Annotated in this window: 18 protein-coding genes; 13 read left to right on the forward strand and 5 right to left on the reverse strand. The window is 49.6% G+C overall.

Annotation, left to right across the window (positions count from 1 at the left end):
• Positions 1–15 precede the first annotated feature (15 nt).
• The 6 genes from IEV98_RS08470 (at position 16) to IEV98_RS08495 (ending at position 8,176) form a co-directional block, all read left to right on the forward strand.
• A complete protein-coding gene (locus IEV98_RS08470) occupies positions 16–1,362 on the forward strand; it encodes a DegT/DnrJ/EryC1/StrS family aminotransferase (RefSeq protein WP_188505421.1) in 1,347 nt (448 codons plus the stop codon).
• Between the two features lie 102 nt (positions 1,363–1,464).
• On the forward strand, positions 1,465–2,283 hold the full coding sequence (locus tag IEV98_RS08475) for an N-acetylmuramic acid 6-phosphate etherase (RefSeq protein WP_188505422.1): 819 nt from the start codon (positions 1,465–1,467) through the stop codon (positions 2,281–2,283).
• The gene (locus tag IEV98_RS08480; RefSeq protein ID WP_188505423.1) at positions 2,264–4,237 is read left to right on the forward strand and encodes a hypothetical protein; all 1,974 of its coding nucleotides are present in this window, start codon (positions 2,264–2,266) and stop codon (positions 4,235–4,237) included. The genes IEV98_RS08475 and IEV98_RS08480 overlap by 20 nt, the downstream gene beginning before the upstream one ends.
• Positions 4,238–4,243: 6 nt before the next feature.
• A complete protein-coding gene (locus IEV98_RS08485) occupies positions 4,244–5,548 on the forward strand; it encodes a sugar MFS transporter (RefSeq protein WP_188505424.1) in 1,305 nt (434 codons plus the stop codon).
• 91 nt (positions 5,549–5,639) lie between these two features.
• The gene (locus tag IEV98_RS08490; protein WP_188505425.1) at positions 5,640–7,184 is read left to right on the forward strand and encodes a helicase HerA-like domain-containing protein; all 1,545 of its coding nucleotides are present in this window, start codon (positions 5,640–5,642) and stop codon (positions 7,182–7,184) included.
• Positions 7,185–7,264: 80 nt separating this feature from the next.
• The gene (locus IEV98_RS08495) at positions 7,265–8,176 is read left to right on the forward strand and encodes a nucleotidyltransferase family protein (RefSeq protein ID WP_188505426.1); all 912 of its coding nucleotides are present in this window, start codon (positions 7,265–7,267) and stop codon (positions 8,174–8,176) included.
• 75 nt (positions 8,177–8,251) lie between these two features.
• Here the strand turns inward: IEV98_RS08495 and dnaK are convergent, their stop codons facing one another.
• A complete protein-coding gene (gene dnaK / locus IEV98_RS08500; RefSeq protein WP_188505427.1) occupies positions 8,252–10,171 on the reverse strand; it encodes a molecular chaperone DnaK in 1,920 nt (639 codons plus the stop codon).
• 190 nt (positions 10,172–10,361) lie between these two features.
• On the opposite strand from dnaK, the gene IEV98_RS08505 reads away from it, so the two are divergent.
• Entirely contained in the window at positions 10,362–10,718 is a 357-nt protein-coding gene (locus IEV98_RS08505; RefSeq protein WP_188505428.1) for an MmcQ/YjbR family DNA-binding protein, read from the forward strand.
• A 64-nt stretch (positions 10,719–10,782) separates the two neighbouring features.
• Here the strand turns inward: IEV98_RS08505 and IEV98_RS08510 are convergent, their stop codons facing one another.
• From IEV98_RS08510 to IEV98_RS08520, 3 genes are all read right to left on the reverse strand, one after another.
• Positions 10,783–11,073 carry a GNAT family N-acetyltransferase gene (locus tag IEV98_RS08510; RefSeq protein ID WP_188505429.1) on the reverse strand — a complete coding sequence of 97 codons (291 nt, stop codon included), beginning with the start codon at positions 11,071–11,073 and terminating at the stop codon, positions 10,783–10,785.
• A 329-nt stretch (positions 11,074–11,402) separates the two neighbouring features.
• Entirely contained in the window at positions 11,403–13,676 is a 2,274-nt protein-coding gene (locus IEV98_RS08515; protein ID WP_188505430.1) for a multicopper oxidase family protein, read from the reverse strand.
• A gap of 29 nt (positions 13,677–13,705) precedes the next feature.
• A complete protein-coding gene (locus tag IEV98_RS08520; RefSeq protein WP_188505431.1) occupies positions 13,706–14,554 on the reverse strand; it encodes a DUF3347 domain-containing protein in 849 nt (282 codons plus the stop codon).
• Between the two features lie 732 nt (positions 14,555–15,286).
• Here IEV98_RS08520 and IEV98_RS08525 point away from each other — a divergent pair.
• The 3 genes from IEV98_RS08525 (at position 15,287) to IEV98_RS08535 (ending at position 17,957) form a co-directional block, all read left to right on the forward strand.
• Entirely contained in the window at positions 15,287–15,844 is a 558-nt protein-coding gene (locus IEV98_RS08525) for a thioredoxin family protein (protein WP_188505432.1), read from the forward strand.
• 87 nt (positions 15,845–15,931) lie between these two features.
• Positions 15,932–17,173: a putative DNA modification/repair radical SAM protein gene (locus IEV98_RS08530; RefSeq protein ID WP_188505433.1), complete on the forward strand. Its 1,242-nt coding sequence runs from the start codon at positions 15,932–15,934 to the stop codon at positions 17,171–17,173.
• A 1-nt stretch (position 17,174) separates the two neighbouring features.
• Positions 17,175–17,957 carry a TIGR03915 family putative DNA repair protein gene (locus IEV98_RS08535; protein WP_188505434.1) on the forward strand — a complete coding sequence of 261 codons (783 nt, stop codon included), beginning with the start codon at positions 17,175–17,177 and terminating at the stop codon, positions 17,955–17,957.
• On the opposite strand, the gene IEV98_RS08540 is transcribed toward IEV98_RS08535, so the two are convergent.
• Positions 17,946–18,872, reverse strand: coding sequence for an isopenicillin N synthase family dioxygenase (locus IEV98_RS08540; protein WP_188505435.1), 927 nt, complete (start codon positions 18,870–18,872; stop codon positions 17,946–17,948). The genes IEV98_RS08535 and IEV98_RS08540 overlap by 12 nt on opposite strands.
• A 132-nt stretch (positions 18,873–19,004) precedes the next feature.
• On the opposite strand from IEV98_RS08540, the gene IEV98_RS08545 reads away from it, so the two are divergent.
• The 3 genes from IEV98_RS08545 to IEV98_RS08555 are packed head-to-tail and all read left to right on the forward strand — an operon-like array spanning position 19,005 to position 23,096.
• On the forward strand, positions 19,005–19,439 hold the full coding sequence (locus tag IEV98_RS08545) for a MarR family winged helix-turn-helix transcriptional regulator (protein ID WP_188505436.1): 435 nt from the start codon (positions 19,005–19,007) through the stop codon (positions 19,437–19,439).
• A gap of 2 nt (positions 19,440–19,441) precedes the next feature.
• On the forward strand, positions 19,442–21,871 hold the full coding sequence (locus IEV98_RS08550; RefSeq protein ID WP_188505437.1) for a 3-hydroxyacyl-CoA dehydrogenase/enoyl-CoA hydratase family protein: 2,430 nt from the start codon (positions 19,442–19,444) through the stop codon (positions 21,869–21,871).
• A gap of 4 nt (positions 21,872–21,875) precedes the next feature.
• The gene (locus IEV98_RS08555; RefSeq protein ID WP_188505438.1) at positions 21,876–23,096 is read left to right on the forward strand and encodes an acetyl-CoA C-acyltransferase; all 1,221 of its coding nucleotides are present in this window, start codon (positions 21,876–21,878) and stop codon (positions 23,094–23,096) included.
• Positions 23,097–23,101: the final 5 nt, after the last annotated feature.

Below are 23,101 nucleotides of genomic sequence, written 5' to 3' on the forward strand. Positions count from 1 at the left end.
TGTAAATATAGTCGTATGAAACAGAAATTTAATAGAAGGGCATTTATTGGCATGACCGCCGCAGCCGGTGCAGGGTTGACGCTCGTTGGCCCTCAATTTGTCTGGGCGCAACAGTCAGAAAAACCCGCCATCTTGGGCGGTAGCAAAGCCTATACCAGTGGTTTTAGCGCGTGGCCTATTTATGATGAGACGGAAGAGAAAGCACTGATATCCGTATTGAAAAGTGGAAACTGGGGCCGCCTTAACGGTCCTGTAGTGGGAGGGTTTGAGCAGGCGTATGCCAAGCTGAACGGATCGGGCCATTGCTTGGGCGTATCCAGTGGTACAGCGGCACTGACAACCATCCTGGGCGCACTGGGGATCGGTCCGGGAGACGAGGTTGTAATTCCGGTATACACGTTCATTGCCACCTATAATGTCGTAGTGCTCAACTATGCATTGCCGATTTTGGTGGATACGGATATTGAAACGTTCCAGATTGACGCAAAAAAGGCCGAGGCTGCGGTAACCGCACAGACGAAAGCGATTATGCCGGTGCATATCGGCGGAACACCAGCCGACATCGACGCCTTCTTGGCGCTTGGCCAGAAAAAAGGTATTCCGATTATCGAAGACGCCTGCCAAGCTCATCTTGCTGAGTGGAATGGTAAAAAAGTGGGCAACTTTGGACTGGCAGGTGCCTTCAGCTTCCAGTCGTCCAAAAACCTCAACTGTGCGGAAGGCGGAGCTATTCTGACCAACGATGCGGATTTTGCAAGTACGTGCTACACCTTCCATAACCAGGGGCAGGGCGGCACGGGTATCTCTTATGGTACCGGTTCGGGTACGCGGGCTACAAACCTGAGGCTTACCGAGTTTCAGGGCAATTTGTTACTGGCACAAATGACACGTCTGCAGCAGCAGGCGAAGACGAGGTCGGAAAATGCCAAATACCTGACCGAACTATTGTCCGATATCCCTGGTATTGAACCGGCAAAATGGTATCCGGGTACTACACAGAGTGCATACCACTTATATATGTTTCGATACCTGAAAGAACATTTTAATGGGTTGAGCCGCGACAAGTTTGTGGAGGCGCTGACAGCGGAGGGGATTCCATGCAGTCAAGGCTATGGTCAGATGAACCGTGATGCCTATGTTACCGGCCTGGCGTCCAATCCGCATTACCTGCGTATTTATGGAGAAAAAACCATGCAGGAATGGTTGGAGCGTAATCAGTGCCCGCAAAATGATAAATTGACCGGCGAGCAATCCCTTTGGTTTTTCCAGACGATGCTGCTCGGTACACGGGAGAATATGGAACAGATCGCAACGGCGATACGGAAAATCCAGCAGTACGCTAAACAAATCGCGAAGGCATAGTGATGTGCGCGGGGTTTGGGTACACGGTGGTTGGGACTAGCCGTGTTTACCTGTTAAAAGCCTCGTACAATGATATATTAAATTGAGCAAAAAGGAGAATGCATGAATTTGAGAATTACGGAAAGCCCGTCTGTGCACAGGCATTTAGAAAAAAAATCAGTTGACGAGCTTATCGGGTTGATTAATCAGGAAGACCAATCGGTCGCGACCCAGATAAAGGGAGCCCTGCCCCAGCTTAGCAGGCTGATCAACGCGATTGTGGAGAAAACCAGTGCTGGTGGCCGCCTATTTTACGTGGGTGCTGGCAGCGGCGGCAGGCTTTCCGTATTGGACGTTATCGAGCTCCCAACTACCTATGGAGTACCCAAGGGAATATTCAACGTCATTTTGGCTGGCGGAGCCGACCGGTTGGTGGATGCATTGGAAGAAAAGGAGGATGATACCGAAGAAGCATGGGCGAAGTTGCAAGAAGCCACGGTAACCCCCAATGATATCGTTGTGGGTATTTCGGCAAGCGGCACCACCCCCTTTGTATTGGCGGCCCTGCATCAATGCGAGCAGCATGGCATTGCCACGGGATGTATCGTCAGCAATCCGGATTCGCCCATTGCCGCAGCGTCGACATTCCCGGTAGAGGTTATAACCGGACCGGAGTTTGTTACGGGCAGTACCCGGATGAAATGTGGTACGGCCCAGAAGATGATTTTTGACATGATCAGTACCACAACCATGATCCAACTGGGCCGAGTGGAGGATAACAGCATGGTTAACGTTGCGTTGATTAATGATAAAATCACCGACCGCGCCGTACGGATGCTCATGGAAAAAACTGGAATTGCTGACTATGAAGCAGCAAAATCAATTCTATTAGCGCACGGCAGTGTAAAACAAGCATTAGAACATGTGTCGAGAACTAGTTAAACGGATAAGCCCGAGGTGGTTGAGTCCTTTTTTCTGCCTGATTTGGCTTTCCGGACTAGGCGTAATCCCTCTGGCAGCATTCGCACAGTATGAATACAGTGTCGGCAAGGGGCAGGCATCCATCGAACCAGACCAGCAAATTCTTTCCGTGGCGCTGGCCGGTTACGGTGCACCCCGGGAAGGGCGTTTTTCCCTCGAATGGGTAGCGCGTGCAAGCTTGGATAAAGCAGACGACGCCGCAACGGTGGCAGACAAGCTGTACATGCTGCGGGGAGGTTCGGTTTGGCAGCTTGCGTCGAATGATTTGAAAGGTGAAGCGATTGCCCTTAGGCAGTCGGCAAACATCAGCCTGCTCGCTGCAAACGGGAACCGCTTGCTGGCGGTGAGTGCCGATAACGAATTGCTGGAAGCTGTGGTAGCTGGCAAACGTGAGTTGCGCTGGAGGCGAAAAGGTGTATTGCAACAAACACCGACGTCTTTGTCGTATTGGAAGGGCCGGTTTGTCATGGTGGATACCGCCGGAATGCTTTGGACCGCGGAAGACCGTCGCGGCCAGTTAACTTGGGAGCCCCTGGCGGCATGCGATGATGTGATCGATATCATGGGGGATCGGCATCACCTGTATGTACTTACGGCCAAGCAGGAAATCCTTCGGTATGAAGGACCGGAAGGCTGGCTCCGCGTAGCCATACATAACGGGATTACTTACAACCACGACATGCGGTTCCTGATGGCGTCCGGCGAGGGGTTCTGGGCCATGGATGGCGCAGGTGTGTTGTATCAAGGGCAGCATGCCAGCACGCACCAGCTCGCGGTGAATGCGTTGGTGATTCAGCAAGGGAAAGGCAAGGTTGCCATATTGGGAGCGGATGTCTGTGGGTTTGATACCAGCTTTGTAAACACCATGAAGCACGATATCGAGCAGGCATTCGGGATACCGCCCGATGCAGTGATGGTGAATGCATCACATACCCATTTTGGGCCTGTTACCCAAAATTGGCCCGCATGGGGTCCGCATTGCCAAAAGCCGGATAGTGCATACCTCAATACGGTGGTCAGAGGCGCTATTATGGATGCGGTACGGAATGCTACGAAGTCGCTACAACCCGCAAACCTATATGTCGGAAAATCGGAAGTGGAAATTGGTCATAACCGGAATCTGCCGGGCACTGACTTGCCGTATGACAAAGCGCTCGATGTGATCCGGGTGGATTACGAGCACCTCAATAAGGACGATATCGTATTTCTGGCGGGATGCCACCCTGTATTCCAAAACGCTGGACTGGAAGGTGTAACCATCAGTCCGAATTACCCGGGCGTGGCCCGCGAAATGTTGCTGCATCAGTCGAATGTACGATCTGCCATGTTCTTGCAGGGTTGTGGCGGCGATATTAACCCCGTCGATGCCGACCATCGGCTGACCGCTAAAAAAGTAGCATCGGCGGTGACCGATATGCTCGATCGGGGAACAATGCAGCAAATCAAGGGGGAAATTGACTTTTTCCTGGATACCGTGGCGTTTAATACGCATCCTTGGCCAGAAGCTAAACTCAGGGAATTCCGGGCGGCCAATGAAGGGCAGGAAGGCAACGTCGGTGCAGAAAAAAATGTGAGGTGGGCCGATTTGATGCTGCAATATATTAAAAATGACGATATGCCTGCTACCATGCCGGTGTTTATCCAGACATTTAATGTCGGAAACTGGAAGTTGGTGGGGATTTCAAGGGAAACAACGACCGAGTATAGCTTGGGTGTTAAGGCCCTGTGGCCAGACAAATTGGTTACCGTAGCGGGTTATTGCAACGATGTATCCAGCTATCTGCCCACTAGCAGACACATTAAGGCTGGTATTTATGAAGGATATGATTCATTTTTTTGGTATGGCCAGCCGAATATCTTCCCCGAGAATGTCTACGAAACGATCATTGAATCCATTCAATCAAAAAACCGGTAATAGCTAATGAAGGAACTTCTTCATGTCGCAACGCAGAAAAAAAAGGGTACGCTCCATCCGCTGCTCATCATAGGCGCTTTATTCTTCATCTTCGGTTTTATCACCTGGCTGAGTTCGGTACTGATCCCTTATTTGCAGCTTGCCTGCGAACTGAATAATTTCCAGTCCTATCTGGTGGCGTTTGCGTTTTACATCTCCTATTTTGTGATGGCTGTGCCTTCCGGATGGTTATTGAAAATAACCGGTTTCAAGAAGGGGATGTCGGCAGGATTAGTTTTCGTGGCGGCTGGCTCTCTCGTGTTTGTACCAGCGGCCAGTTATCGGGAATACACGTTGTTCTTGTTGGGACTGTTTATCCAGGGCGCCGGACTTGCCGTGTTGCAGACCGCGTCAAATCCTTATGTCACGATTCTGGGGCCCATAGACAGTGCCGCCAGGCGTATCAGTGTCATGGGGATTTGTAACGGTGTTGCAGGTATTTTAGCTCCCGCAATTCTTGGCGCGATTATTTTGAGTGATGCAGACGGTATCAAAGATCAGTTGCAGATGCTGAGCGGCTTCGAAAAGACAGCGTTGTTGGATGGGCTAGCCGGAAAAGTTATCCTCCCTTATCTCGTCATTACGGCCACACTAGTATTGCTCGCGGTATTCGTCTATCGTTCGGAACTGCCGGAAATTGACGAGACAGAGTTGGAAGAAGGGAATCCGGCTGAAAAGGCAGAAACCTCCAAAACCAGTGTTTTCCAATTCGCTCACCTGCTACTGGGTGTACTCACCCTCTTTGTGTATACGGGTGTGGAAGTGATAGCTGGCAATACCATCATCAGTTATGGCGCATTTTTGGGTATCCCATTGTCCACAGCGAAGTTTTTCACTTCCTTCACCCTTGTCGGGATGCTTGTCGGTTATTTGATTGGTATTATCTGCATCCCGAGATTTATGAGTCAACGCACCGCGCTGAAGGTGTGTGCAATCTCCGGAGTCTTGTTCGGTTTGGGCGCCTTGGCAACCGATGGTGTCGTATCGGTCGTTTTTATCGCGCTATTGGGGTTGGCCAATTCCCTGGTATGGCCTTCGGTGTGGCCGTTGGCGCTTGAAGGGTTGGGCAAATTTACCAAGATGGGATCTTCGTTGTTGGTGATGGCCATTTCGGGGGCGGCGGTCATCCCGTTGCTTTATGGCTGGCTGGCCGACCGGTTTGATGCCCATCAGGCGTATTGGCTGGTCATCCCTTGCTATTTAATGATTGGTTGGTATGCCGTATACGGTTACCGGATAGGCGTGCAGGCGAAAGGAGTGGCAAAACAATAAGTTAAAATAGTCTGATGAAATTCTAGCTCACAGGATTTGCAATTCCCCATGGAAGTATGTAGTTTTCCCCTTATTTTCTAGTACATACGTTATGGGAGACCAATCCAAGTTTGCAGAAAAAATAGCAGCCTCCTACAATCCGAAGGGACCATTTATTTTCTTGGGTGCGGGTTTGCTGGATGGCGAGGTCGTAGCGCAGGCTAAGGTCAACCTTGCCCTTAAAATGATGAATCGCCACGGCTTGATCGCGGGGGCTACAGGCACCGGGAAAACCCGTACCTTGCAACTGATCGCTGAACAGCTCTCGGATGCTGGCGTACCGGTATTCCTCTTGGATGTGAAGGGTGACCTTTCCGGATTGGACCAACCGGGTGAATCGAACCCGGCACTGGTGGAACGCGGTGAGGCATTGGAGTGGCCGTTTGTACCATCCGGATTTCCGGTAGAACTTTTTTCGCTTACTGGAAAAGTGGGTAATCCCATGCGGCTCACTGTCGAGGATTTCGGTCCGGTAATGCTGGGCCGTATCTTGGATCTCAATGACACACAGACGGGGGTACTTGCTGCCGTCTTTAAGTATGCCGAAGATACCCAATTGCCGTTGGTGGATTTTGCGGATCTGAAGAAATTGCTCACCTACCTCACCGATGGGCCGGGTGCTGAGGAGATCAAGGATAGTTACGGCCGCATCAGCGGCAGCACGTCAGGGACAATGCTACGTAAACTGGTCGCATTGGAACAACAAGACGTGTCGGATATTTTCGGTGAACGGGAATTCGATATTAACGACCTGTTTGGACGCGTGGATGGAAAAGGGGTAATCAGCTTGCTGAATATCTCGGACATCCAGGATCAGCCTATCTTGTTCTCTACGTTTCTATTGAGTCTCTTGGCGCAGCTGTTTAAAAGTCTGCCCGAAGTCGGTGATCTGGATAAGCCTAAGCTGGTATTTTTCTTTGAGGAGGCGCACCTCTTGTTCAAGGATGCGCCGAAAGCCTTTCTCACCCAGGTGGAGCAGATCGTGCGGCTTATCCGTTCGAAGGGTGTAGGCGTTTTCTTCTGCACACAGGCACCCACCGATATTCCCGAAAGTGTATTGGGGCAACTGGGCAACCGGGTGCAGCATGCACTGAGGGCTTTTACACCCAACGATGCCGAGGCGCTGCGCAAAACGGTAAAGACTTATCCTCGCTCCGACTTTTATGAAATCGACAGGGTGCTTACCTCGTTGGGTACGGGGCAAGCACTGATCACCGTGCTTAATGACAAAGGTATTCCTACGGAAGTGGTGGCCACCCACCTGATACCGCCACGTGCGGTGATGGGGCCCGTGGATGCGCAGCGCTATAGTCAATTGGTCAATGCCTCGCCTTTCTATACCAAGTATCACGAAGCAGTAGACCGGCGGAGCGCCGCTGAAATCCTCGACGAGAAGATGCAGGCCCATGCTGCAGAAACTGCCAAGGCGCAAGTTGAGAAGCAAAATACGAAAACCATCGGCCGGAGAAGCACCCGGCAGACACCATTGGAGGCGGCGCAGAAAGCGGCGACAACAACATTGGCACGAGAAGGGACCAAATTGCTGGCTAAACTTGCCAATGGCTTGTTGGCGGCTATGTTTCGGCGGAAACGTTGAGATTATATTTCATATCAAGCGGATTTTAGCTAAGTTTGGCTGTTTCAAGAACGTTAATTTGATAACTTTAATTTTCAGTAATGAGTAAACCCACCTTGTTGATTCTTGCGGCCGGAATGGCCAGTCGTTACGGTAGCATGAAGCAGATAGATCCCTTCGGTCCGAATGGCGAAACGATTATCGATTATTCCATCTATGACGCGATAAGAGCCGGATTCGGAAAAGTAAGCTTTATCATCCGGGAAGAATTTGCGGACAAGTTCAAGGAGATTTTTGAGCCGAAACTGGCGGGTAAAATCGAAACGGACTATGTGTACCAGAGCTACGACTTGACGCCGTTTGGTATCGATAAGCAGATTGAGCGCTCCAAGCCCTGGGGTACCGCTCATGCCGTCCTTTCGGCACGGAATCAGGTCAATGAGCCTTTCTGCGTAATCAATGCGGATGATTTCTACGGCTATGAGGCATTTGAGAAAATGGCGAAATTCCTGACCCATGAAGTAACGGACAGCAAGTTTTCGCTGATGGGCTATCAGATAGACAAGACCCTTTCTGACTACGGATCGGTATCACGCGGGGTATGTAAGGTAGATGATGAGGGGAACATGACAGAGATCAACGAACGGTTAAAGGTGTACTTTAAGGAAGTGGACGGGGAAAGTCGAATCTTTTTCGAGGAAGATGGGGTTGAAACCGAACTGCCGAGAAGCAGCAGGGTTTCGATGAATTTCTGGGGTTTTACTCCAGCGATTTTTGAAGTGAGTGAAGAACTGTTTAAGGCGTTTGTGCCGGCCAATGAAACCAATCCAAAATCAGAGTTTTTGATTCCCAAAGTGGCTGACGAATTGATTAAGCTCGGTAAGGCGACGTTTAAGGTCCTACCCACTTCGCAAAAATGGTTTGGGGTTACTTATCCGGAGGATAAACCCATCGTGCAAGCCAGTATCGCCAAATTGGTCGGCGACGGGGTATATCCCGAAAAGCTGTTTTAGAAAGCGATATAACATAAAAAAACCTCGCTGGATTTACCCAGCGAGGTTTTTTTATGTAGATCAACGACCTAGACCTTACTTTTTGTCGTCGTCTTTCACTTCCTCAAACTCAACGTCGGTCACGTCATCGGCAGCGTTGCCAGCTGGCTGGCCAGCTTCGCCTTCGGGCTGGCCGTTGGCTGCCGCCTCTTGAGACGCTTTGTACATATCCTCTGATGCCACATTCCAGGCGTTTTGCAATTCGGTTTGGGCGGCATCGATGGCCGTGAAGTCTTTGGCTGCATAGGCATCCTTCAATTTCTTCAATCCATCTTCGATGGGCGCTTTTTTATCGGCACCGATCTTGTCGCCGTATTCCTTCAATTGCTTTTCCGTAGAAAAAATCAAGGCGTCCGCTGCATTCAGCTTGTCCACTTCTTCCTTGGCTTTTTTGTCCGATTCGGCATTGGCTTCGGCTTCTTGTTTCATCTTTTGGATTTCGTCGTCTGTCAAGCCGGAAGACGCTTCAATCCGTATTTTCTGCTCCTTACCAGTAGCTTTATCTTTCGCCGAAACATGCAATATGCCATTGGCATCGATGTCGAACGTTACTTCGATTTGTGGTACGCCGCGCGGAGCAGGTGGGATGCCATCCAAATGGAATCGACCTATGGTGCGGTTTTGCGCAGCCATGGGGCGCTCACCTTGCAAGATGTGGATTTCCACAGAAGGCTGACTGTCCGAAGCGGTGGAGAATACTTCCGATTTCTTGCTCGGGATGGTCGTGTTCGATTCGATGAGCTTGGTCATTACGCCGCCCATGGTTTCGATACCCAATGAAAGCGGGGTTACATCCAGCAATAACACGTCTTTCACCTCGCCGGTTAACACGCCGCCTTGGATGGCAGCACCGAGGGCTACTACCTCATCGGGGTTTACACCTTTCGAAGGCTCTTTGCCGAAAAATTTCTTTACGGCTTCCTGGATGGCCGGGATACGGGTGGAACCACCCACGAGGATGATTTCATCGATATCAGCAGGCGAGTAACCAGCGTTTTTCAATGCGGATTTGCAAGGCTCGATGGTCCGCTTGATGAGGCTATCTGCCAATTGCTCGAACTTAGCGCGACTCAACGTGCGCACCAAGTGCTTGGGGCCGGTTTGGTCTGCCGTGATATAGGGCAGGTTAATCTCGGTGGATGAGGCGCTCGAAAGCTCGACTTTGGCTTTTTCAGCCGCTTCCTTCAGGCGTTGCAATGCCATCGGATCTTTGCTTAAATCAAAGCCATTGTTGTCATTCTTGAACTCGTCATTCAACCAATCGATAATCACTTGGTCAAAATCGTCGCCACCTAAGTGCGTATCGCCATCGGTGGATTTTACTTCAAACACCCCGTCGCCCAACTCCAATACGGATACGTCATGCGTACCACCACCACAGTCAAATACGGCAATTTTCATATCCTTGCTGGATTTGTCCAATCCATAGGCAAGCGCCGCCGCAGTAGGCTCGTTGATGATTCGTTTTACGTTCAATCCGGCAATTTCCCCAGCCTCTTTCGTGGCTTGGCGCTGTGCGTCGTTGAAGTAAGCAGGCACCGTGATCACGGCTTCTGTCACTTCATGACCAAGGAAATCCTCCGCGGTTTTTTTCATCTTTTGCAAGACCATTGCGGAAATTTCCTGTGGGGTATATTTGCGATCATCTATTTCGACACGTGGGGTATTGTTGTCGCCCTTCACGATGCTATAAGGCACGCGCTTAGCCTCTTTCGCCGCTTCGTCATAGGTGGTGCCCATAAACCGCTTGATGGAGGAGACGGTTTTTTGGGGGTTGGTGATGGCTTGGCGTTTGGCAGGATCACCTACCTTGCGCTCGCCATTTTCCACAAAAGCCACAATCGAAGGTGTAGTGCGCTTCCCTTCGTTGTTGGTGATGACTACCGGCTCATTACCCTCCATCACAGCTACGCAAGAGTTGGTAGTCCCTAAGTCAATTCCAATAATTTTTGCCATATCTATATTTCCTTTTCTACGTTGATGATAAAATCAATTGCTTTATTCAATGTAACAAGCCTTATGCCAATCGCGGGTTTGATGCCAATTCTAGCTGGAATAGGAAAAAGGGGCGGTTACTGATGACGTCATCATGACAATGTGTCATTTTTCATTTCCAATTCTCCGTTTTCCGTGATACCTTTATCCCATGCATATCGAACAATTACGAGACTATTGCCTCAGTAAACCCGCAGTATCGGAGAGCTGCCCCTTCGGGCCAGACACCTTGGTATTCAAGGTGGCGGATAAGATGTTTCTGCTTACCGGATTGGATAGCCTACCCCTGTCATTCAGCGCGAAATGCGACCCTGAACGCGCCGTGGCTTTGCGCGATCAGTACCCCCATTCGGTAAAGGGGGCCTACCACATGAATAAGCGCCATTGGAACGAAGTGATCTGCAAGGGGGAGCTGGCTGATCAACAACTTCAGGAACTTATCGATCACAGTTATGAGTTGGTGGTGGCTGGATTGCCAAAGCGTGTGCGGAGCACCTTTTCAATTTAGAATGTTCAAAAACAGCTGCCGTTATTTATGATTTCTGCCATGCAGACGTGTTTGAGTAAATGCTCTATTTAGCCCATACATCAGCATATTCCTGGGGATGGCGCTTGAATTGCGTATGCACATACGGGCAAAGAGGAACAATCATGAGTCGGTTTTCCCGGGCGTAGGATACCAGCTTATTCAGCAGCAACTTCGCGAAGCCGCGCCCCTCATATGCCGTGTCCACTTCCGTATGATACACGGTCAACTTATCTCCTGAAACCGATATGTCCATTTTTCCTGCCTTTCTCTCATCGGAAAAGAGTTCAACTTCTCCGCGGTGCCTGCCGGTTAATACGACGTTTGTTGTTTCCATATTTTTAATTTTGAGTTATCAAATTCGGATTGACAACGATCCATCAAATAGTCTCAATTGCCTCACTTTCGCTCAATCAATCCTAACAAAATTAAATAGGATTCTTCAAAAGAAAATTAACCTAGATCAAGAAGTTAATGAGGTATGCTTTCCGGAAGACCTGTATGTAAAAGAAGGTGCCGTCGAAAGATCAGACCCAAAAAAGGCCGAAATGCATACTGGTGATCGCTGACCCGTTTCCACCGGTATTGCCCACGGAATCGGAATAAAGGGAAAAGCGCCATATGAACCGATAAAGGACATATGACGCTTTTTCTGATGATATGGCATTAGTAAGTCAGCGCAAGCCCCCCACCAAAACCCATATCGCTATCGTAGTGGGCACGGATACCGATGTTTTTGGTGATGATATACCGAAGCTCGCCCATATACTCCAGATCCGTATTGGCCATGAACCCGGCCCTTAACCGTTTTGAGATGGGGATATCCTCACGCATCAACGACAGCCTGACGATGCCGTCGTGATAGACTTCAGCCTGGAAATTGACCAGCATCGGCAACGTGTACATAAAACCCAAGCTAACGGCCCGACGGGTATCTTTTTCATTCTTTTGCCCGAACAAGTTGGTTTCGTGTTCGTCAATTCCCATTTTCCGGTATCGCCAGTCAAAACCAACAAACGGCATGAACCACTGCATCTTTCCGATAAATCTTCCCAGGTGGGTCTCTATTTCATACCCGTGCATCGCATTATAGCCCAAGCGCCACTCGGTACCCAACGACCACCGGGCATTCTGGAGCATGGCTTCACCGTCATTCCCGTTGGTGGCAAAATCATTCTGGATCATGAAATGCGGCATGTTGCTTTCCATCTGCAGGGCGTTATAGGCTTTCGCCTTGTCGGGCAGATAGGGGTTTTGATAATCACCTACTGCAAACACCCGGTTCATGCCCGCCATCATGTGATACAGGATGTGGCAATGAAAGAACCAGTCGCCCTCCTCATTTGCCAAAAACTCAATGGTGTTGGTCTCCATGGGCATAATATCCATCACGTTTTTCAGCGGTGCATTTTCCCCTTGATCATTGATGATCCTGAAATCAAACCCGTGCAGGTGCATCGGGTGACGCATCATGGAATTATTGTAGAGGGTGATGCGTAATATTTCGCCTTTCTTAACCGGTATTTTATCGGTTTCGGACAGGATCTTATTGTCCATGCTCCATACATAGCGGTTCATGTTCCCCGTGAGGGTGAATTTCAGCTCTTTTACTGGGGCATCTTTGGGAAGTGTGGTGTTATGTGGTGATTTGAGCATGGCATAATTCAAGGTAACGATATCGCCCAGTGCGTTTGCATCATACCGATTAGCATCGTTATTCGTGTCCATGCCGTGCTTGCTATGATCCACTTTCTCCCCCGCTTCCCCCGTAATCTCGGGATACATTACCACATTCATGTCCATCCGGTTCAAGCTCATGTTCATTCCCATATCATCCAGGTCGCCGTTCATTTTCATCATATCGTTCATCATCTTCATGCCTTCGAAATACTTCAATCTGGGAAGCGGCGAAATGAGCTGCTTGATGCCGTTACCGATAAAATAGCTTGCGGATTGCGTCCGGTCTTCCGTCGTGGCCAGGAACTCGTACGCCACCCCGCCTTCCGGAATTGTAACGACCACGTCGTAGGTCTCCGATACGGCAATGATCAGCCTGTCCACCTCAACCGGTTCTACGTCGTTACCATCGCTCGCAACAACGGTCATTTTACCCCCCGCGTAGCGCAACCAGAAGTAGGACGACGCACCGCCATTGGATATGCGGAACCGTACGCGATCCCCTGCCTTTAGTGTTTGACCATCAACCGTTTTCAGCTCTAGCGCATTTTCACCGTTGATCAGGATTTTATCGTAATACACATCGCTGACGTCCATCGCCAGCATCCGTTTCCATTCATTCGTTACCTTGGTGTGGAACTGGCCTTCCCTAATGGCCTCAACGTAGGACTGCGTGGCGCCCTTCTTGATGGCGGCCCAATCGTTGGCATTGTGCAGCATCCGGTTGATGTTGTTGGGGTTGAGGTTTGTCCACTCGCTTAGCATCAGGGGTACGGTGGGCAGATCATCAATTCCTTTTCTGAAGGTTTTATCTTCGTCTCGTTTTTTCATGACGAAATTGCCGTACATCCCGATCTGTTCCTGGAACCCCGAATGGGAGTGGTACCAGTGCGTGCCATGTTGGATAATGGGAAAACGGTACGTATAGGTTTCTCCGGGTTTGATGGGCTGTTGGGTAAGGTGGGGTACACCGTCTTCTTTATTGGGCAGGAATACACCGTGCCAATGCAGCGATGTACTTTCGTTAAGCTGGTTGTGTACGACGATTTCGGCGGTATCACCCTCCGTAAAGGTAAGTGTAGGCATGGGGATTTGCCCGTTTACGGCAATCGCCCGTTTTTCTTTACCTGCGTAATTGACGAGTGTATCGCTAACGTATAAATCGTAGCGTACCACCTTTTGTGCAAATAGAGCTGGTGTGCAGAGGAGCAGCAGCAGTGCGGCTTGTGCCAGTTTTAAGCAAATATTTTTATATCTGTTCATAGACCCTTTCTTGATTTGCTCGCGTAGCACTATTTAATAATTTCAACCGTTTCGCCACACGTAAGCATTTGGGCACCGTAATAGGGGTTTTTAACCGCATTTTCCTTGCTCAACCAGTTTGCTCCTTTGCCATTGCTATACATCGGGCAATGTTGATGATAGACAGCAATATCTTGCTTGGATACCTTGGCCAGTTCATAGAGTTGAGTGGAAAGTGCGGCAAAGGCCTCCCGTTGTTTTGCAATGTCCTTTGATGTAGAGACTCGTTCCGCATTAGCCGTCAAGCCTTTCAACACATTCATCCACGCGGTATGTTCGGCTGTGGTGAGCTTATCCATTTCCACGGCACCGATTGCCGCAACCAATTCAGCAGCCTTTGCGGATGCGGTAGGAGCATCTGTTTTTACCAATGCGTCTTTTATCGAAAAGTAATAGTCAAATACCGGCTGCAGCTGCGATGCGTTTTCTACTGCTGTATTTGCAGGTGAAGCTGCTTGGTGATGTGCGTGTGCCGCTTCGGCTTGGCCGGTTGGTTTCAAAGCGCGGTTATACTGGCAACATTCCGGCAATTTGGCATATACGTCATCGGGTGCCAGGAAGTTTTCACTGTCGTAGCCTGCCAAGGCAATCCGTTTCAGGATTTCGTCTGGATCGGTCTTGCCACTATTATAGGTAAGGGTAGCTACTTTGGTCTTTTGATCCCATTGTACATTCGCCTCCCTTTTTACATTCCCGGCTTCCTCGATGGTCGCTTTGCACATCTCGCAATTGCCATAGATCGTTACGGTAGCTGTTTCCGCATCTTTGATTTGTGCGAAACTGTTTATGGATGATAGTGATACGGCGATCACCATCACTAGTTTTGATATTGATTTCATCTGTTTATTTTTTTGTTTTTCAGCTGCCAAATGGAGCCTTTGATGATCAAGATAATCATTGCCCTGTGTGCTTAATGATTATCTTAATCATGTCGGGTTCATTTGAAAGTAATTTTAAATAAATAAGTTTGAATAACGGATTCCCGAAAGCTGGATATCGCTTTCGACAAGACACACGTATGGCTAGTCAGCCAACTATTTAGCTTATTTTAGGCGGTAGCCAAATGGAGCAAAAGCCTGAGGAATAATAGGCGGATTTTAAATCGAATTGTTTCTTTTCAGCGTCAGCAAACTGATCATTTTCTTTGGATTCGATGACCATTGCCAAGCTGGAAGAACAGGTTGATGTGCTGCATCTGCAAGCGCTGTGCGCACAGTTATCCCCGCAATCGTGGTGACGATTGTCTTTCTCGTTGGAGCTGGTTGTGCAACAATCGGTATGTGCTGATTTTTTGGGCTGTTCTGATGAACAGGACGCATGCTCGGTTTTGGTTGGTTTTTCGGCACAGGCACGGCTTTGCGTGGGTGTCAAAAAGATTCCCAAGCAAACTAAGGTAATCAAGCCGATATGTGCGCTCAAATTTCTCAACGTAACAAAGCTATAAACAAAAATTGTTTTTTAGTTGTTTTAAAAAAAATTGAATTCCTTTTCGCTTCTTATTTGACATTCTGCCGACCCATTCATTGGGTTGGAGCTGTACCTTTGTGGCCGATTACTAAAAGAAGGTATATATGGATTTTCAGTCATATTTGGATATATTCGGGCGGATACTGAATAATACGGTTCCCCAGGCCCCCTATGACAATGCTGCCTATCTCGACTACACCAAGCTCAATTGGTCGCGGATGAATCGGTGGTTGAAGAAAGGGGAGTTGTCCGAACAACTGATGGATGCAGTAAAAAAGATTTCACAACCGCAGCAATGGACGGTGATCACCGAGCCCTGGTGTGGGGATGCTGCGCATTCCATTCCGTTTATACAGTTGGCTGCTCAGCAAAACCCATTGATTTCGGTAGTGTATGAGCTGCGTGATAGTGAGCCGTTCCGTATCAACGAATACCTGACCAAAGGAAGCAAGTCGATTCCGAAATTGATTATACGGGATGCCGAGGGCAATGACCTGGCAACTTGGGGGCCACGGCCGGTTGAATGTCAAAAATTGTTTGATCAGCTAAAAGCAGACGAAGCAGACTTTGAAACCCAGAAAATTGCGCTTCAAAATTGGTACAATGCCGATAAGGGACAATCCGTACAGCAGGAACTCGGCGACTTAATCGCGCGGACCTAACGCATGTTGGATTTTAAATAGCGAATCTGAATATCCAAGTTGTATTATCTTTTCCTTTTTGCTAATTTTGTTAGTAAAAAGAAAGAGATGCGAATAGAAGAAAAGTTAGCTATACTGGCCGATGCAGCCAAATATGATGTTTCATGTTCGTCGAGCGGAGGTACCCGCAAGAATGTCGGAAAAGGACTGGGAAATAGCCATGTGTCTGGGATTTGCCATAGTTATACCGAAGACGGTCGCTGTGTATCGTTGCTGAAGATCTTACTGACCAATCATTGTATTTATGACTGTGCCTTTTGTGTATCGCGCCGGAGTAACGATATCCGTCGGGCTGCCTTCAAGGTGCAGGAAGTGGTCGATCTAACCCTTAATTTCTATAGGCGCAATTATATTGAGGGGCTGTTCTTGAGTTCGGGTATTTTCAAAAGTGCCGACTACACCATGGAGCGGCTTTTGCAGATTGTTAAGAAACTCCGAACAGAAGAGCGCTTTCATGGATATATTCACTTAAAAACAATTCCCGGAGCGAGTGAGCAGTTGGTTAGGGAAGCGGGTCTGTATGCCGACCGGATGAGCATCAATCTGGAATTGCCCACGGAGGCAGGACTAAAATTGCTGGCACCAGAAAAGTCGCACGATGAAGTAAAAAGGCCGTTGGACTGGGTGAATAAATCCATGATCCAATTGAATGAAGAGCGCCGGGTGATGCGTCATGTGCCCAAATTTGTGCCGGCCGGGCAAAGTACGCAACTTGTGGTCGGAGCTTCCGAAGAAAGTGACAAAGATATCTTGTATACAGCTGATCGCTTTTACCGCGATTACGGATTAAAACGGGTGTATTATTCCGGTTATATTCCCGTCAGCAAAGACAGCCGGTTACCTGGGATCGGGAGCCCTCCGCCGTTGTTGCGTGAAAATCGGCTGTATCAAACGGATTGGCTGATGCGGTTTTATGGTTTTGAGGTATCGGAACTCCTCGATGATGCGCATCCTTTTCTTGATACAGCGATCGATCCCAAACTGAGTTGGGCGCTCCGTCATCCACAGGAATTCCCCATAGACGTTAATAGCGCAGACTACCGTATGATTCTGAGGGTCCCGGGCATTGGCGTCGGCTCCGCACAGAAAATCGTGCAGGCTCGCAAGTTTGGCAAACTGCGTTTCGATCAGTTGCGGAAAATCGGCGTCGCACTTAACCGGGCACGTCATTTTATCAGGTGTCCCGACAGCGTTGTGACTATGCGTGAGATTTCACCAAACGAGATTAGGCAACATATCTTATCTGCACAGGCCCGCCGATTTTCTCCGACGCAACTGACGTTATTTTAGTATGGAAATCTATGTGTTTGATGGTTCGTTAGTGGGGTTGCTTTCCGCCGTCTTTACTTTCTATGAGCGAAAATCAGCTGTCGTGAAACTGATGAGGGAGGATGACTACCAACCGGATTTATTGGGTGGCAAAGTGGAAGTACATTCGGATCACGGAAAGGCGGCCCGGGTTTGGAAAGGGTTGGTAAAACATATTGGGATGGAGGGGTTGAACAGGTTCTACGCTGCGTTCCTTGGCGAGGACGCGGCTGGCTATCAGTGTTTGTTTGACCTTTCGAGATACGTTTTCGAGCGCGGCGGTGATGTAATGGAAGATTTTGGCAATGCGCATGTGTTGTTCGTTTCCCAATTGGCGCGGAAGGTACACCGCGAAAAACATCGCATGGAGGCCTTTGTCCGTTTTCAAAAGATGGCAGACGGATTGTTTGCTGCGACCATGGAGCCCGATTACAACGTTTTACCGTTGATCCGGAAACACTTTACAGACCGGTATGCCGACCAGCGTTGGCTCATTTATGATCGTAGACGTAAGTACGGACTCTATTACAATGGAGACTGCACTGAAGAAGTAGCGGTTGAGCTTGCTGAGCGGGTAGAAAAGGGAGATGGGGTATCGTTGCCCCAAAATCTACTCGCAGCGGATGAGGTGCTGTATCAACGCCTTTGGAAGGGGTATTTTAACCACACCAACATTCCAGCCCGTAAAAATACCCAACTCCATATCCGCCATATCCCCAAACGGTATTGGCGGTATTTGACCGAAAAGTTTGATTTACATCTTTAAACCAATCTCACGCAGCCGCTCATCGAGGTATTCCCCAGCGGCGACATCCGGATAAGCTTTGGGATGTTCGGCATCGATACAGGATTCCAGCGCGGCCAGGCTCATGTCGGCTTTCGGATGGAGGAAGAACGGTACGGAGAACCGGGATTTTTTCATCAACTCCCGTGGAGGATTGACCACGCGATGGGTGGTCGATTTCAGCTTACTGTTGGTAAGCCGCTGCAGCATGTCGCCGACATTGACTACGATATCCTCACCGTGAGCTTTAACCGGATACCAGGTGCCATCGCGGGTGAGTACCTCCAGTCCGTCGGCACTGGCGCCGATGAGCAAGGTGATGAGGTTGATGTCTTCATGGGCACCGGCCCTTACGGCATCTGCGGGAAGGCTATCCGGATCTTCGATGGGAAAGTAGTGGATGGCCCGTAGGATAGAGTTGCCTTGGACGACCTTTGACTCGAAATAATCTTCGGCTAAGCCCAAGTAAACAGCAATCGCTTTGAGTAACTCACGTCCAGCAGTTTCCAGTCGCCGGAATACTTCCCCGGTCACCTGATCGAAACGGGGCAATTCATCCACAACGGGATTATCATCCTGTCCGCGCTGCCAAAATTCCTTCAGGTCGGGGACCTTTGCATCTTTCGCCTTTTCCTTTCCTTTGGAGGTATACCCCCGTTGCCCGGCTAGACCGGGGATTTCATAGGTCGATTTTACCGCCTCCGGTAAGGTGAAGAAGGCTTGCACAACCTGATAGAGCTCTTCGATCAGTCCGCTGTCCATGCCATGATTGGCAATGGTCACAAAACCTGTTTCGTGGAACGCTTTGCCAATGGCTGCTGAAAACCGGTGGCGCTGCTCCGTTGATCCTTGGGTATAATCGTGCAAATCTAAGCGGGGGATGTTTATTGCAGACATTTTTTTTTAAGTAAAGATAGCGGCTTTTGGGAAAACTGCAAAACCAAAAAATACACTCCAAAATTTGCATACTCAAATTATTACACTTAAATTTGCTATGCATGCATAATAAATTGCATGTAGCCCCTGGGTATGAGTGACGACAATACGATAGACTATTATTTGAAAACGGCTTGGCAGTCGGCTGCCAATAAATATAACCAAATCGCCGGTCGCTTTGGGATAACCCAGGCCACGGGTTATGTGCTCATCAACATCCATAGGGAGGGTACACCAGTCTCGCAGATTGCCAACCTCTTGGGCGTAAAAACCACAAGCCTCTCCCGAATACTCAACAATCTGGAAGGATTGGGGTTGATTTATCGGGAGACTAATAGTGCCGATAAGCGCTCCGTAAAAGTTTTTTTGACGGAACTGGGGAAGGAAAAGCGCGAACGGGCTAAGGACGTGGTTCGGAAATTCAACGCGTACCTGGACGAGCACCTATCTGACGAAGAACGTGCAGCGACTATCCATACGCTGAAGCGTATCAATCAATTGGCGACACAGTATAAACCAGAACAATAGACATGACAAACAGACACATCACAAAAGTAGCGGTATTGGGTTCGGGCGTGATGGGTTCGCGCATTGCCTGCCACTTTGCCAATGTAGGCGTGGACGTGTTGCTACTCGACATCGTTCCCCGTGAATTACTGCCTGCTGAAGAGGCAAAAGGATTGACGCTGGAAAGCAGGGCTGTTCGGAATCGCGTCGTCAACCAGTCACTCGAAACTGCGATCAAAAGCAATCCTTCTCCGGTATTCAGTAAACGTGTTGTCAAACTGATCAGAACGGGGAATTTCGATGATAACATGGCCGACATTGCATCCGCGGATTGGATTATCGAAGTGGTGGTGGAACGGCTGGATATCAAGAAGCAGGTTTTTGATCAAGTAGAACAATATCGCAAAGCCGGTACGCTTGTCACGTCCAATACGTCGGGCATTCCCATCCACTTGATGGCGGAAGGACGCAGCGATGATTTCAAGGCACACTTCTGTGGAACACATTTTTTCAATCCGCCACGTTACCTGCGTTTGCTCGAAATTATCCCCACCGCGCATACCAAGCAGGAAATCGTCGATTTCCTCATGCACTACGGCGATAAAATCCTGGGCAAGACGACTGTACTTTGCAAAGACACGCCCGCATTTATCGGTAATCGTATTGGCGTATATTCCATGTTGGCGCTTACCCATTTGGTAGAGCAACTTGGACTCACGGTTGAAGAGGTCGATAAATTTACCGGTCCGGCGATGGGCCACCCCAAGTCGGCTACGTTCCGTACTGCCGATGTGGTGGGGTTGGATACGTTGGTCAATGTCGCCAACGGATTGGCGGAAAATGCAAAAGACGATGAGGCCGCGGGTGTATTCCAATTGCCCAGCTATATCCAGCAGATGGTGGAAAAAAAATGGTTGGGTGAGAAATCCGGACAGGGTTTTTATAAGAAAATAAAAAACGACAAGGGCGATAGTGAAATATTGGCGCTCGACTTGAAGACGTTGGAGTACCGTAAGCAGGATAAAGTAAAGGCAGCAACGCTGGAAGCCACGAAAGGGGTGGATGACATCCGTAAACGGATGAAGGTCTATGCGGAAGGGACAGACAAGGCCGGTGCATTTTTCCGAGCGATGCATTATCCGTTGTTCGAATATGTCGCCAGACGGGTACCGGAAATCACCGACGAATTTTTCCGCATCGATGATGCCATGCGCGCTGGCTTTGGCTGGGAGCTTGGCCCCTTCGAAGTATGGGACGCATTGGGGGTGAAGGAAACGCTTGGGAAAATCGAGGCCGAGGAAAAGCGCATACCCGGCCACAGCGGTGAGGTTGCCAACTGGGTACACGAAATGCTGGCCAGCGGCCATGACTCGTTCTACAAGATCGAACGGGGCATAAAGCATTACTACGATATCCAAAGCAAATCATACAAGCCCATTCCCGGTACCGATGGCTTTATCATTCTTGACAATATCCGTAGTGAAAAGACCGTCTGGAAGAATAGTGGCGTAACGATAACAGACCTTGGCGATGGCATCCTCAATGCGGAGTTCCATACCAAAATGAATACAATAGGGGGCGACGTCATTCAAGGTATTCACAAGGCAATCGATCTGGCGGAAAAGGATTTCCGGGGCTTGGTCATCGGAAACGACGGTGCTAATTTCTCGGCAGGTGCGAATATCGGTATGATTTTCATGATGGCCGTAGAGCAGGACTATGACGAGCTGAATACCGCCGTTAAGACCTTTCAGAACACGTCCATGCGGCTGCGTTATTCGGCTATCCCGGTCGTGGCAGCCCCTTTCAACCTCGCTTTGGGCGGTGGTTGTGAGTTTTCCATGCATGCCGACTTCGTGCAACTCCATGCCGAAACGTATATGGGATTGGTGGAATTCGGGGTGGGGGTTATCCCGGGAGGAGGTGGATCCAAAGAGTTTGCGCTCCGCGCATCGGATGAATTCCGCGAAGGGCAGATTGTGCAACAGGTGCTACGCGATCGCTTCCTCACCATTGGACAGGCCAAAGTATCCACTTCGGCAGTGGAAGCGTTTGAACTGGGGTACTTGGAGGCGGGTAAGTATGCCGTAAGCATGAACAGGAGCCGCCTGCTCGCAGATGCCAAGGCCAAGGCGATGGAGCTAGCGGAAGCTGGTTACACGCAGCCGGTACAACGCACAGACATTACCGTGTTGGGCAAACAAGGGCTCGGTATCGTTTATGCCGGAGCCAATTCCATGCGGGCGGGTAACTACATTTCCGAACACGACCAGAAAATCTCCGAGAAGTTGGGATGGGTGATGTGCGGCGGGGATCTGTCGTCGCCCACAGATGTTTCCGAACAGTATCTGTTGGATTTGGAACGCGAGGCCTTCCTGTCTTTGTGCGGGGAGCGTAAGACGTTGGAAAGAATCCAACACATGTTGACTACAGGTAAACCCTTACGAAATTAATATCATGGAAGCATATATCATAGCAGGATACAGAACGGCGGTAGGTAAAGCCCCACGGGGCGTATTCCGCTTCACCAGGGCGGACGATTTGGCGACAGACGTAATTAGGCAGCTCGTGGCCTCCGTGCCCAATTTGGATAAAGAGCAGATCGACGACGTGATCGTGGGTAATGCCACCCCCGAAGCGGAGCAAGGGCTTAATATCGGCCGGATGATTTCTCTGATGGGACTGGATACCGAGAAAGTGCCCGGAGTGACTGTAAACCGGTATTGTGCCTCGGGCTTGGAAACGATTGCTACTGCTGTGGCCAAGATCAAAGCGGGCATGGCGGATGTGATTATCGCCGGGGGAGTTGAAGTGATGTCGGGCATGCCCTTCGGTGGGTGGAAATTGGTTCCCAATCCGGAAGTGGCGAAGCGGCATCCCGACTGGTATTGGGGCATGGGCCTTACGGCGGAGGCCGTGGCCAAGGAATACAAGGTTAGCCGTGAGGATCAGGATGAGTTTGCGTTGAAGTCGCATCAAAAGGCGGTGGCGGCAATCAAAAATGGTCATCTTAAAGATGGCGTGGTGCCCATCACTGTAAGGGAAAACTATCTCGATGCGGCCGTAAATGCGGGGCAGTGGGGCGCATCAAACTATCCTGGAAATGGTAAAAAAATAAAAACCCGTGAGTATGTCGTAGATACTGACGAGGGTCCGCGGGCAGACACGAACTTAGATGTATTGGCCAAATTGAAGCCGGTATTTGCTGCCGGTGGCAGCGTCACGGCAGGCAATTCATCGCAAACATCAGACGGAGCGGCTTTTGTATTGATCGTTTCTGAAAAGAAACTGAAGGAGCTGAATGTTGAGCCCATTGCCCGCTTGGTGAGTTATGGCGTGGCTGGTGTGCCGCCGCGCATTATGGGCATTGGCCCCATTGAAGCGATTCCGAAGGCATTGAGGATGGCCGGAATGAAACTGGAAGACCTGAGTTTAATCGAATTGAACGAGGCATTTGCGTCGCAGTCGCTGGCTGTTATACGTGAGCTGGGTGTTAATCCCGATGTCTTGAACGTAAACGGAGGCGCCATCGCGCTCGGTCATCCGCTGGGCTGTACCGGTGCCAAGCTTTCGGTGCAGCTCTTCAATGAGCTAAAGCGTAGGAAGCAAAAATACGGCATGGTAACCATGTGCGTCGGCACCGGACAGGGTGCGGCAGGTATCTTTGAGCTATTATAAATGGA

The organism is Parapedobacter pyrenivorans (assembly GCF_014636865.1).
Taxonomy (GTDB): domain Bacteria; phylum Bacteroidota; class Bacteroidia; order Sphingobacteriales; family Sphingobacteriaceae; genus Parapedobacter; species Parapedobacter pyrenivorans.